The sequence below is a fragment of the Arthrobacter globiformis genome (assembly GCF_030817195.1).
Taxonomy (GTDB): Bacteria; Actinomycetota; Actinomycetes; order Actinomycetales; family Micrococcaceae; genus Arthrobacter; species Arthrobacter globiformis_D.
Genome location: NZ_JAUSYZ010000001.1, coordinates 2,651,564 through 2,664,480 on the forward strand (window position 1 = coordinate 2,651,564; position 12,917 = coordinate 2,664,480).

The following is a 12,917-nucleotide window of genomic DNA, read 5'->3' on the forward strand; positions in this document are numbered from 1 at the left end:
ACTTCTAGGTTAAAGTTTTGGCGGGGGCCGGCCGTTCAGAGGACTCGTGTTTCCCGCTATGCCCGTCCGCCGGTGCCAGCACCGGCCATGTCCCTGAGGACCACATGCCAGCACCGCGCCTGACCAAGGCCGTCGCATCATTCAGCACCGCCGCTGTCCTGCTCAGCAGCCTGTTCGCCCTTCCCGCGGCAGCAGCCCAGGAACCGGCCATTGACCCGGGGCCGGTCGCGCCGCCCTCAACCAGCCAAGAGCTGCCCGCCCAGGCCGCCAGCCGCTTCGTCGTGAAGTTCAAGTCCGGAACCGCCGGGACAGCCAGCGCACGGGCCAAAGCCTACGGCCAGGCTGCCCGCACCGCCGGCGTCTCCGTCAAGGAGCTCCGCACCACCGGGACAGGCGCCAGCGTCGTTCAGACCAGTGAGATTCTGACCCCCGGTGAGCGCGCCAGCGTCGTCGCCTCACTGCGGAGCCAGACCAACGTCGGATCCGTCGTGCCGGATACCTTCGTCCGTCCCGCGGCGACCGTCTCCGACCCCTACTTCCAGTACCAGTGGGACTACACCGAATCCACCGGCGGCATGCGGGTGCCTGCCGCCTGGGACGTGACCACCGGCCGCGGAGCCACCGTTGCCGTCATCGACACCGGCATCACCACGCACAGCGACCTGGCGGCCAACATCGTCCCCGGCTACGACTTCATCTCCGACCCGGGCATTAGCAACGACGGGGACGGCCGGGACGCCAACGCGACCGACACCGGCGACTACTGCAACGGTGCCGCCTCGTCGTGGCACGGGACCCACGTGGCCGGCACGATCGCGGCGGTCGGCAACAACGGCCGCGGAATCGCCGGCGTCGCCTACGGCGCCAAGGTCCAGCCGCTCCGCGCCCTCGGAGCCTGCGGCGGCTACATGAGCGATATCGCCGACGCCGTCGTTTGGGCAGCGGGCGGAACCGTGGCCGGTCTGCCCGCCAACCCGACCCCGGCGCAGGTCATCAACATGTCCCTGGGTGGCTCCGGACAGTGCGAGCCTTACTTCCAGTCCGCGCTGGACTTCGCCGCTTCCAAGGGCGCGGTCGTGGTCGCAGCCGCCGGCAACGAGAACTCCCCGGCCTCCGGATCCACCCCGGCCAACTGCGACAAGGTCATCACCGTCGGTGCCACCGGCCGGGACGGCAGCCGCGCGTTCTACTCCAACTACGGCCCCGAAGTGGACGTCAGCGCACCCGGCGGAGACGCCACCGCCAGCGCCTTCAACGCGATCCTGTCCACCTGGAACGACGGCGAGACCGCCTTCGGCAGCGAAGCGTACGGCTTCATGCAGGGCACTTCGATGGCAGCACCTCACGTAGCAGCCCTTGCCGCTCTCATGATGACCTCCGGCTCCACTCTCGCCCCGGCCGACGTGGAAGCGAAAATGAAGGCCACAGCCCGGCCATTGCCCGGCACCTGCGACACCGGCGGCTGCGGCAGCGGCCTGGTTGACGCCTGGGTGGCTGTCCGCGCTTCCATGTCCTCGGCACCCACACTCACACCGGGCGAGCCAACCGTCCTTGGTACTCCGGCCTACGGGCAGACCCTGACGGTCGGCGAAGGAACCTGGACGCCGACAGCCACGTCCTACGACTACCAGTGGCTGCGCAACGGCGACGCCATCGCGTTCGCTACACAGCGGACCTACCAACCTGACCTCGGAGACCTCGGCGCGTCGATCAGCGTCCGCGTCACCGGCCACCGGACAGAATGGGCTTCAGCCGTTGCGGTGTCTGACCCGGTGGTCGTCCCGGAACCGATGCCCATCGGTACGATCGCCCCCGCGCCAAGTGACACACCGGCGCCGGATCCCGCCCCGACCGAGACTGTGGCGCCGGCACCGGCCTACGCTCCCACGATTACGGGTGAGGCCAAAGTCGGCTCAACGCTGACGGCAGAGGAAGGCAAGTACGGATTCTGGACCTACCAATGGTCCAATAGTGACGGCCCCATCGACTGGGCGACCAACAAGACGTATACCCCAAAACCTTCCGACCTTGGCAAGACCATCTCGGTCACAGTTACGGTGCACAGCCTGACGCCTGAAGAGGACACGGTGACAGGCGCGTCTGCTGAAACAGCACCGGTTGGCGAAGGTGCGCTGACTGCCGCCAAGCCGACCGTCACCGGTTCACCGGCCGTCGGTGCAACTCTTACGGCCGTACCGGGGGCCTGGACAGATGACGCAACGCTTCGCTACCAGTGGCACAGGGCCGGCATGTCCATCCCGACAGCGACGGCGAGCACTTACACGCCAACCGTTGGGGATCTGGACCAGCCGCTGTCGGTCAGCATCACGGGAACCGCCCCGGGCTACACGCCGCTCACCCTCGAATCCGACGCGACGGAACGGGTTGTTGTCGGAACATTGACTGGAGCTACTCCGACGATCGCCGGAACGGTCACTGTGGATCAGAAACTGACGGCAGTCGCGGGGACGTGGACGGCGGGCACAACTCTCAACTACCAGTGGTACCGCGCCGGAAGCGCTGTTCCGGGTGCGACTGGTCAGGCATACATGCTGACACCTGCTGATGTGGGGCAAACCATAAGCATCCGGGTGACCAGGGCTAAGGACGGGTATGCGGGGCTTGCCAAGGAGTCGGAGCCTACAGCCACCGTCGCCGCAGCAACCTTCAGTCAAGTCAAGACCCCTGTGATTTCCGGTGCCGCTATGTACTTGGAAACGCTGTCGGTGCCGCGGTACACCTACGAGTGGTTCTCGACCCCGGCGGCACTTAGCCGAAGTGTTCAGTGGTATCGCGATGGCGTGGCGATCGCGGGAGCAGCAGGCTACAGCTACTCGCCGAGTATTGCCGATATTGGCCATGTAATGAGTGTCAGGCTCACCATCACGAAGCCGGGGTACGTCGCGTACGTCTCCGAGTCTGCCCCGACGGTGAAGGTCGGGCCTGCTGCTTTTGTGGCACCGACTCCCGTGCTGAGAGGGACAGCGAAAGCGGACAACGTGCTCACGTTTGATACGACGACGTGGAGCACAGGCAGGTACACGCTCGGCTTCGATTCGCAGCTGGTGAAGCGCTACCAGTGGTACCGGGCAGGCGTCGCCGTGCCGATGGAGATTGGCCCGGGCTACCGTCTCTCCGCCGCCGACGTCGGCAAGAAGGTGAAATTGCGGGTCAGCATTTCCAAACCCGGGTAAGCCTCCGTCACGAAGGACTCCGCTGAGGTACTCGTGGCCCCCGGCACGCTCACGGCCCCGACGCTCACGGTCAGTGGTACCAGGAAGGTCGGCTACGCGCTGACCGCCGCTCCCGGCACGTGGACCGCCGGCGCCACGCTGAAGTACCAGTGGTACCGGTCGGGCGTCGCCATCGTGGGAGCCACCGCCTCCAAATACACGCTGGGAGCTGCAGACCTGGGCAAGACCATGAAGGTCCGGGTCACCGGGTCCAAGCTTGGCTACACCACCGTCGCCAAGGACTCGGCATCAACGACCGCCGTCGTCGCCGGCACCCTGGTGGCCCCGACCCCCTGGATCTCCGGTACACCGCGCTACGGCTACACACTGACCGCCAACACCGGCACATGGACCTACGGGACGACCCTGCGGTACCAGTGGTACCGGTCCGGTGTCGCCATCGCCGGGGCCACCGCCAGGACTTACCGGCTCGTGTCCGCAGACCGCTACGACACCCTCAAAGTCCGCGTAGTCGGGTCCAAGGCCGGGTACACCACGTTTACCAAGTACTCCGGTTCGACCGTCCGGATTCCTTAGCAGCCAGGCGGTCCCGGCCTCAGCCCTGAGGCTGGGATAGCTTTGGTGAGGGGATTAGAATGACGATGCATTGGACTGGCTGGACGAACTCGATTCCGGTGGCGCCGAGGTCGTGCGCGTTGCCTTGACGAATGCCGGCCGCTATTTGGAAGCGTCGGAGGGGAGCGTCGCGATTGCCGCGGCGGAGGTGACCTCGGCCTGCCAAGGAAACCCGCCAGGTGACCTTCCAGAGAACGTGGCGTCATGGGTGACCGCTCACGGGGCGGAGCTTGGCCCCCGAGGATGTGGAACTCGCGCTGCAGGCGGTTGCACGGGTGGCCGGTGACTACTCCGAGCTGGCAGAGCTTTGGGACGACGCTGATGAACCGGAGTGGCGGGAATCACTCACCGAGCTTTCGGAAAGGCTGCAAGCGGCATTGCGGTAAGCCAGCATTCACCAACCTGCCTGCGGACCGTCACCCTGCACTGCTAGTGTCCGGTCATGGATGAACTGCTGCAGGACCTGACCCTGACCGTGAAAGACTACGCCGGCCGGAAAGGCTTCGACGAGGACTTCCTGGGCCAGCATGTGCACCTGCCCGGCCTGGCCGGGGTGAAGACGGTCTTGCTGCCGTACACGCACTTTTCAGTGCTGATGCGACTCGATAAGCGCCTGGCGGCCGTCACGGGTGTGGGCATCGACGGCAGCACACTCATGGATCTGGACCGGGGCGGAATCTCCTGGAAACTCGATCCCCGGCTTCCCGCCGACGAGCAGACGGGGGAGCGGGTCTACGCCCGGAACGACATCGACCGCGGCCATCTGGTGCGCAGGTCCTCGGCGGTCTGGGGTGACACCGTGGCCGAAGCCCAGCTCGCCAACGAGGACACCTTCCACTACACCAATGCCGCCCCACAGGCGGCCAGGTTCAATCAGGGCATGGAGCTGTGGCTGGGCATCGAGGACTACCTGCAGGAGCATGCCGCCCAGTACCGCAGCCGGGTCGTGGTCTTCACCGGTCCGATCTTCAGCACCCTCGATCCGGTGTACCGGGGCGTGGACATCCCGCTGCGCTTCTTCAAGGTCGCCGCGTTCATCCACGAGGGCGAGCTGGCGGCCACCGGGTATGTGGTGGATCAAACCCCGCAGCTGGCCGATCTGCCGGGGGTGCCGCGGCGCGGGATCACCGAGGACGTCCCGCCATTGGGTCCGTTCCGGACCTTCCAGACGCCTATCAGGGACATCGCCGAACTCACGGGCCTGGACCTGGACCAGCTGGTTGAGGTCGACCGGATGCCTATCGCCGCAACCCTCGGTACTGCCCCGGTGGGCTCCACCTGGCGGGAACTGACCGACGTCGAACACCTGGACCTGGACTTCGACCTGGAGGACTGAAGTGGGTCAAGGTGTTTCCTGTTTGGGTTTTTTCGGGCGTAGTCGATCATGCCGGTCAGCGTCGATCCAACAAGTCGTTTGTAGCTGTTGGACAGGGGCTGCCCGTCGCCCCTGGTCATGCCGGCCAGGGCCTGTGCCAGCACCTTGCCGTGTTCCCGGGTCAGTTCGGATGCGTTGGTTGGCTTGGGGATATTCCGCACCGTGCGTTGAACGACAAAATCGGTGCAGAGCCGTGCGACGTGAGTGATCAGGGTTGTCGGGGAGGTCTCCGTGGTGGACCGCTCAAGGATCCACAGCTTGGTCATTTGCCGCGCCCAATCCAGTCTGATGGGCCGGAAATCCAGGGCCGCCATGGAGCGTGTGGACGCGCGCCGGTCGGACGATGTCGTCAGCAGCCCGAATGGGACGAGGTCGGATTGGAGAAGATCACCGTTGGTCCACCAGGGGACGTAGCCTTCCAGCAATCTTGCCCGGACGACGGAGGCGGACCTTTCACCTTGCTGTCATTTGGCGCTGGTAGGGACCCCACCGCTACCACCCAAGCCCTCGCTGGTAGGAGTGGCTACGACCAGGGCTTCCTGGGTGTTCAAGTGCCGCTGCCGATTCTGGCCGCGTTGCGGGGGAACCATCGGAAGCGGGAACCTTGGCTGAGCGACGATCCCAAAATGCATCGTCAGACGTGACGGACGCCCGACCGCGATCTGCTTGTCAGGAGCGGATGGCGACTAGGCGTCCGTTGACCTCGCCACGCTCGAAGCGTCGGATGGAGTCGTAGATCTCGTCGAAGCCTATTGTCTCGACGTGCGAGGACACAGTGCCTTGGGCAATGAGGTTGAGAACTTCTGCGCAGTCCTCGTTGGTACCTCCATTCGAACCGAGATAGCGCAACTGTTTGAGGATCATCGTCGTGGTCGAGATATTCGTCCGCTCCGTTCCCATGCCGACCTGAACGACAGCACCCCGGAACCCGACAGTTTCAATAGCATCATCGGTCGTGGTATCGAACCCCGCGTAGTCAACAATCACGTCGAGGTCCTCATCGGCGAAGTCGCGAATGTTCTCGGCAAGCCCATCGACCCCGAAGCCGCCGGAGATGCGTTCCCAAGCTGCCCGGTTCACCTCCGCCACGTAGATCTTCGCGCCGAGGGCCTTGGCGAACTGGATCGCCAAGCTGCCCAGCCCGCCAGCACCTATGATCCCCAGCTTGGTCCCCGACTGAACACCGCCTACCTTGAGCGCATGGTAGGACGTCATGCCCGCGTCGGTGGCCGGCGCAGCCTGCTCCCACGCCACGCCGTCCGGAACCGGGATGACCTGATAGTCGAAGGCCTTAACCTTGTCCGCGAAGCCACCGTCGGTGCCCGTCCCGGGGCCTTGGATGGTTGCAGGGATGGCTACTCGCTGGCCTAAGGACAGGCCGGTGACTGCGTCTCCCAGTTGTGCCACTACCCCTGCGATTTCGTGTCCGAGAGTGATGGGAGTGAAGCCCAGAATGCCAGTGAGCGTGCCGTCCAGGTATCCCACGTCCGTGTGGCAGATTCCCGCGGCCTTGACATCGATCACCACCTCGTTGGGCCCTGCCACGGGGTCAGGTACGTCCATGAGCTTGAGTGGTTCGTTCGCAGCAGTCAGCCGCCATGCTTGCATGAAAAGCTCCCATCGTTGAAAACCCGTGTTTTGCGTGCCGCCTCGTGTTGGTGACCCGATCTGCGCGATTTCCTAAGCGGCGACGGCGGCGAAGCCGAGGCAATCGATAAGTTCCATGGCCTCGATATTAGCGGTAGAGCCACAGACCCGAGCCGGAGTAATCAGGGTGTCGTCCGTTAGCTATGTGTGATTTCGCAGGATGCACAGCACGTTATGCGGTCCGGAAGCCCCAGACGACCCCTTTTGATGTCGTTGGATCCGTGACGATGCTTTGGTCCTGGCGATGAACGATTGAGACGCCCTCGTGTTCGAGGTGTGCTGCTGCTGCTTTGACGTCCAGGACGTCAAAGGTGATGCCGAGATACTGATCGGTGTGGGTCGGTTCGCCGGTGAGCACGTCCATGATGGGCTCGGTGCGGGGTACTGCGAAACGGAGCACGGACTTTGCGTACGCTATTTCGACACAGTCGGCGTCCATCTCCGGGTCGTGGAATTCGTCGACGACTTTGCCGTCCAGGACATCGGTAAAAAGCTTCTTCGCTCGGGCGTGGTCCTTCGTCAATATGGTGTGATAGGCGGTGCGCACGATCCCGAGAGGATCGTCTTCAACGACCCGATCCGGCCTCCAGTTTGGGCTCAGACGGGGATCGGCATGTTCGGAGTATTTGTCCCAGTGGCGTCGGGCCATGTCGTAGAACTCGTATGTTAGGCCTGTATCTTCTGGAAGGGACCAGATCATGGGGCAATCGGCGACGAGGTTGGACTCTGGGACCACGCCGTCGTGGATGATGTTGCCTTCCTGGTCCCGCGTCCGGAAGCCGTGGGTTTCAAGTTGCCGGGAGACTTCCTCGATGCGGTCGGTGTACCAGGCGATGTCGGAGAGGCCCTCACCTTCGGGGTATACGGCCTTTTTCCCGCCGGGGAGAACCAGGAGGGAGGGGCACAGGACATCCAGGCTGACATCGCCCAGGACATAGAAGTATGAGTAGTTGATGGGGTAGGTCGGGTTGAGCAAGGTCAGGTCCCACTTGTTTTCCCAGCGCACCTCGGGCCGGCCAAAGACGCGGCTGAACCAGGCGGAGGACTGTTCAAGGTCTTCGACGATCAGTGTCGGGTGGAACATCATGGGAAACGGGTTCCACATGGGTGGTACTCCTTCATGTCAGGGCGGGTTGTTTCACAATAGGTACTCGGTCCCGTCGGTATGCGCGTTTCTGGCTGGTGGAAACCGGTGCCGGTGCACGCGGCACGGCGCACGGGAATGAGGCCGTGGCTGGCCGGGCGACTAGGCAGCCCGGTAACCGAATGCGCGGCGGGGTACTTAGCGCCAGGTTCTCACAAACTCACCGCCGGCGGCTCAGGCCTTCGCTCCTTGACGGTCGTTGAGGGGCTGGGCCCGCGTGCCGCTCATGCGTGCTCGTCGGCAGGCCAGGTTAATTCAGGCACAAATAAGGACGGCTGTTTGCGAACCCTGCTCAGGCATTCATAAGTGCGGGGGACATGACGGTGTCCTTGGACTGCCGCTACTTTGGGTGTGGCCGGTGGGCCTTCTAGGCGCCGAGGTCCGCGGGATTCATGTTCTTGAAAGCCTCGGCAACGGAAGGATTTGCCGCAATCATCTCGTCAGCGAACTGTTGGCCGGTGACACGGTACTGGGTGAGGTCCTCGGAGTCCGCGCTCAATTGGTCAGCGACTGCGATCCATCCCTCGGGGGTGTTCTCGGTGGACTGGACCCGTGGCAGGCCCGTCAGAACCATCCGACTTGCTCGGCCGCCGCTGACCTGAAACATGTCCCCGTGCACCGTGGTGTCCTGGTGCGAGAGGTAGGCAACGAAATTTGCGACGTGCTCGGGACCGAGCCCGTCGCGTAGTGTACGGATGATGTTCGGGTCGCTATAGGCGCTCTCGGTCATGGGTGTCCATGCCGTGGGCATCAGCGTTGAAACCTGTACACCAACCCGGTCTCCCTCCTGGGCGAGCGTGTTGCCCAGCGCCCAGATCGCGCCCTTGGCGGCGCCGTAGGCCGCGGCGCCGGGATTGGCCAGAATGCCGCTGGAGGAGACGAGGATCAGGCGGCCGGAACCGGATTTCACCAGGTGTGGCCATGCAGCTTGGGAAAGCTCCGCCGTGCCCCTGAAGGAGACATCGAAGACCTTCCAGAATTCCTCCATGGGTTGCTCTCCAAAGAGCCCGACGCGGATGATACCTGCGTTGTTGACCACGATGTCCAGTTGCCCGAAAGCGTCAAGGGCGGTTTGGACGATCCGGGAGGCCTCGTTGGCAACATCATGTACGTCGATGACAGCGGTTCCACCAGCGCCTTCGATCTCCTTCACGACCTGCTCGGCGTGCTCGCGGGAAACATCGTTGACCACTACCCGGGCACCACGGGAGGCGAGAGTGACGGCGTGGGCCTTGCCCATTCCTTGACCGGCACCGGTAACAATGGCAACGCGCCCTTCGAACTTCATCAATTCCTTCATCTCCTTCTGGTTAGGCTTCGGCTGTCCTATGAGAATCATCGGCTCTTGGCCAGGGGCCGACAAGATCATCACGGGTTCCGGGCCGGAGCCACACACGAAGGCGCGACCCCGGCCCAGCGTCGTCTATTTCAAGCCCCGACGTGGGCTACCAGTTATGCGGGCGCTGCCTCCTGGGCATGGAATGGTTCGCGCAATGTGGATTCGGGGATCCAAGTGAAGCGGTCCACTTCAAAGATTTCGAAGTGGCTGCAGAACCCGATATCGTCTGCCGCAGCGTCCGTCCATGCTTCCGACTCAGCGATTTTGGCCTTGGATTCTTCGGAATCGAACATCATCACGACGATTGCGTCGGGCTTGGCGGCTCCTCCGATCACGGGCCAGCCCTCCTGCGAGTTCTTGTTCATGAAGGATTCGTACCAAACGAGGCCCGGGATGCGCATTCCAATCTTCGCGTGTACGTCCTTGTAGTGCGTTTGGAACTCTTCGGCGCTTGTGCCGGCCCAGCGGTATACCTCGAAGGCGAGGACAGGTCCGTTGTTTGCCATGGTTGTGTTTCCTTTCAGTGGGTTATTTGTCTCGGAGCGGTGGCTTGGTGGGACGTCTTGCATCCTGGCGGGGCTATGCAGGCGTGATCCGAACGGGCAGGGTTTTGGGGCCGGACAGGAAATTCGCGGCCACGAACTGCGGTTCCCCGAGTAGCTCGACCTTCGCCAGACGGGGCAGGAGTTCCTCGAGGAGGATTCGCATCTCAAGCTTGGCCACGTGCTGGCCGATGCACTGGTGCGGGCCAAAACCGAAGGCGAGGTGCTTGTTCGGCTTGCGTGTGATGTCAAACTCGTTCGGGCGCTCGAAGACTTCCTCGTCGCGGTTCGCGGACGGGTACAGCAGCATGACCCCGTCGCCGGCTGACAGCTTGCGGCCGCGGAACTCGGTGTCCTCCGCCACGATCCTGAAGAAGTGCTTGACGGGCGATGCCCAGCGAAGGGCCTCGTCGACGACGCCGGGGATCAGGCTCGGGTCGGCGTGCACTGCGTCGAGCAGTTCGGGATGGCGCGCGAATTGCTCGATGGCGCCCGAGATCGTCGACGAGGTGGTGTCGTGTCCGGCCGTGGCGATCGCGACGTAGTAGCCGTTGACGAAGGACTCCGGGAGATCCTCTCCGTCGACCTTGGCGTTGGCGATAAGGGAGGCTAGGTCGTCCGTCGGGTTCTTCCTGCGGTCGGCCGACAGCTCGTTGAAGTAGCGGAAGAAGTCCTGCAGCGTTGCCTTCCAGGCTTTCGCGCTCGCGCCCTCGCCATCGTCGGCGTCGCTGCGTTTGGAGTCTTCATCGGTCGTACCGAACAGTGCCTGTGTGAGGGTGAGCATCATTGGTTCGTCCTCGGGCGGAACGCCGAAGAGGGTCATGATGACCCGCAGCGGGTAGTACAGCGAGAAGTCCTTGACGATGTCGACTTCACGATCGCCGGTCAGGAGCTTGTTCACGGATGCTCGGGCGAGTTCGCGGATCGCCTCCTCACGTTTGCGGACGTTGGCCGGCATGAACCAGGCGCTCGTCACGTTTTTGATCTTCGTGTGTTCCGGGGCGTCCATGTATGCGAGCGTGTCCTGCGTCCGCGCGCCGTTGTTTGCCGTCTTCAGATATTCGCGTCCGGCCCGGTCGACGAGGAACGGGTCGGCCTTGCCGCTCGAGAAGATCTTGGGATTGCGTTCGATCTCCATGATGTCTGCGTGCTTTGTTGCCAGCCAGACGGGATCGTAGCTGTCGATCTTGGCCAAGCCGAAGGGGTTGTTGGCCCTAAGCCAGGCGAGTGCCGGATACGTTCGCGTTTGCTCTTCGGCGTAGGAGGCGGGGAGCATCACTGCTTCCGCTATGTGGTTTGGGACTATTGCTGTGTCAGTCACGGTCTCGGTCATGGTGTCCTTCCGGTGGTCGGAATATGGGTTCTCGCGGGACAGGTGCGGGCGGGAGGCCCGCCCGCACCTGCTGACATGGTCAGGCGTTGGCGCCCGCGGTGGCGGCCAGGTAGGGGCAGCCCGAGGCTGCAGCCTCGTCCTGCGCTGAGGTGAGGCCGCGGAGCAGGTCCGCGGCTTTCTCACCGATCATGATCGAGGGCGCGTTGGTGTTGCCGCTGGTGATCTGCGGCATGATCGAGGCATCCGCGATGCGGAGCCCTGCTATGCCGTGCACGCGCAGCTCAGCGTCGACGACGCCTGTCTCCGGCGTGCCGATCCGGCAGGACCCGGCGGCATGATACATGTGCTGCGTGTCGGCGCGTACCCACTGCTCCCGCAGGGCGCCGGTGACCGAAGTGCCGGGGTTTACCTGCTCCCGCAGAATCGACCGGAGCGGTGATTGCTGGGTAAGCTCCGAGACGAAGTCGAGTGCCCGGAGGACAGCGTCGACCTCATGCTGCTGGCTGAGCAGGTTGCTGACAATGCGCGGGGGAGCCGCTGGGTCTGCTGAGCGAAGGGTGACGGCGCCTCGCGAGCTTGGTCCGTTGTAGGACAGTCCGATGGACATTCCGAGGGTGTTGGGGGACCGGAATCCATGCTCCCAAAACCAGCCTGGGACGAAGATCATCTGAAAGTCCGGGCTGGCAAGGGCAGGGTCGGAACGCCAGAAGATCGCGGCTTCGCCGGCGTTGGATGTAAGCACGCCTGTGCGGGATGTGCGCCATTCTTCTGCTGCGGCGGGGTCGCTGGCGACGGCGAGGGTGTTGTCGGCATCCGTCGCGTAGTGGGTCAAGGTGAATGGATGGTCCTGAAGGTTTCGTCCGACTTGGGGGGAGTCGAGTACGACGTCGATTCCGAGGGCGCGGAGTTCGTCTGCGGGCCCGATGCCCGAGAGCATCAGGAGTTTGGGGGTGTTGTAGGCGCCGGCAGAGAGCACGATTTCACGTCCTGCGCGGGCGGTGACGACGTCTCCGTCGTGCTCGAACTGGACGCCGACGGCGCGTCCGGATTCGACGAGGATGCGCTGCACGTAGGCGTTGGTCACCAGCACGAAGTTCTGCCGGGCCAGTGCCGGGCGCAGGAATGCGTCCGCTGACGAGCAGCGCTGCCCGTCGCGGCCGGTCACCTGGAGCCGGCCGACGCCGGCCTGCTGTGCACCATTGATGTCGTCGTTCCGCTCGATGCCGAGCTGGACAGCGGCGTCGATGTAGTTCTGCTCGTACCCGGAGAACCAGCGCTTTGTCGTGACACCCATCGGTCCGTCGGTGCCGTGGTATTCGTCCTGGAGGTCCGTGTTCGCTTCGGAGCGCTTGAAGTAAGGCAGGACCTGGTCATAGGACCATCCCGTGGCCCCGTGTTCGTTCTCCCAGGCATCGAAGTCCCCGCGGGCGCCGCGTACGTAGAACATGGCGTTGAGGGAGGAGCTGCCGCCGAGCACCTTGCCGCGCGGCAGGAACAGCCTTCGACCTGCAAGACCGGGCTCGGGGTCGGAGTTGTAGTTCCAGTCCTTTTCACCTTGGAAGAGGCCGGCGAACAGAAGCGGGGTGCGGATCAGGTCGTCGTCGTCGCTTCCGCCAGCCTCGAGGAGCAGGACGCTGTAGCCGTCCTCGCTCAGGCGCCCGGCGACGGCACAGCCGGCCGACCCGGCGCCGACGATGATGTAGTCGTAGTCATACTCTTTCATGATGG

11 protein-coding genes are annotated in these 12,917 nt (G+C 63.9%); 5 read left to right on the forward strand and 6 right to left on the reverse strand.

From position 1 onward, the window contains the following. The first annotated feature begins 104 nt into the window (after positions 1-104). The 5 genes from QF036_RS11955 to QF036_RS11970 all read left to right on the forward strand — a co-directional run bounded on the left by QF036_RS11955 (position 105) and on the right by QF036_RS11970 (position 5,145). On the forward strand, positions 105-3,194 hold the full coding sequence (locus QF036_RS11955) for a S8 family serine peptidase (RefSeq protein WP_307102067.1): 3,090 nt from the start codon (positions 105-107) through the stop codon (positions 3,192-3,194). Positions 3,195-3,227: 33 nt separating this feature from the next. Beyond that, complete coding sequence (locus QF036_RS11960) at positions 3,228-3,770, forward strand: hypothetical protein (RefSeq protein ID WP_307102068.1); 543 nt, start codon at positions 3,228-3,230, stop codon at positions 3,768-3,770. 70 nt (positions 3,771-3,840) lie between these two features. Continuing rightward, on the forward strand, positions 3,841-4,095 hold the full coding sequence (locus tag QF036_RS25310; RefSeq protein ID WP_373460133.1) for a DUF4259 domain-containing protein: 255 nt from the start codon (positions 3,841-3,843) through the stop codon (positions 4,093-4,095). Further along, a complete protein-coding gene (locus tag QF036_RS11965; RefSeq protein WP_307102069.1) occupies positions 4,040-4,195 on the forward strand; it encodes a DUF4259 domain-containing protein in 156 nt (51 codons plus the stop codon). The genes QF036_RS25310 and QF036_RS11965 overlap by 56 nt, the downstream gene beginning before the upstream one ends. 56 nt (positions 4,196-4,251) lie before the next feature. Further along, entirely contained in the window at positions 4,252-5,145 is an 894-nt protein-coding gene (locus QF036_RS11970) for a DNA/RNA non-specific endonuclease (protein ID WP_307102071.1), read from the forward strand. 708 nt (positions 5,146-5,853) lie between these two features. Here QF036_RS11970 and QF036_RS11975 read toward each other — a convergent pair. The 6 genes from QF036_RS11975 to QF036_RS12000 all read right to left on the reverse strand — a co-directional run bounded on the left by QF036_RS11975 (position 5,854) and on the right by QF036_RS12000 (position 12,912). Then, entirely contained in the window at positions 5,854-6,747 is an 894-nt protein-coding gene (locus QF036_RS11975) for a zinc-binding dehydrogenase (protein ID WP_307102073.1), read from the reverse strand. A 256-nt stretch (positions 6,748-7,003) separates the two neighbouring features. Beyond that, positions 7,004-7,936 carry a VOC family protein gene (locus QF036_RS11980; RefSeq protein ID WP_307102075.1) on the reverse strand — a complete coding sequence of 311 codons (933 nt, stop codon included), beginning with the start codon at positions 7,934-7,936 and terminating at the stop codon, positions 7,004-7,006. A 406-nt stretch (positions 7,937-8,342) separates the two neighbouring features. Next, entirely contained in the window at positions 8,343-9,263 is a 921-nt protein-coding gene (locus QF036_RS11985; protein WP_307102078.1) for an SDR family NAD(P)-dependent oxidoreductase, read from the reverse strand. A 164-nt stretch (positions 9,264-9,427) separates the two neighbouring features. Next, a complete protein-coding gene (locus QF036_RS11990) occupies positions 9,428-9,820 on the reverse strand; it encodes an EthD domain-containing protein (protein WP_307102080.1) in 393 nt (130 codons plus the stop codon). A 73-nt stretch (positions 9,821-9,893) separates the two neighbouring features. Beyond that, positions 9,894-11,189, reverse strand: a complete 1,296-nt coding sequence (locus QF036_RS11995) for a cytochrome P450 (RefSeq protein WP_307102082.1) — start codon at positions 11,187-11,189, stop codon at positions 9,894-9,896. Between the two features lie 79 nt (positions 11,190-11,268). After that, complete coding sequence (locus QF036_RS12000; RefSeq protein ID WP_307102083.1) at positions 11,269-12,912, reverse strand: GMC family oxidoreductase; 1,644 nt, start codon at positions 12,910-12,912, stop codon at positions 11,269-11,271. Between the last annotated feature and the right edge of the window lie 5 nt (positions 12,913-12,917).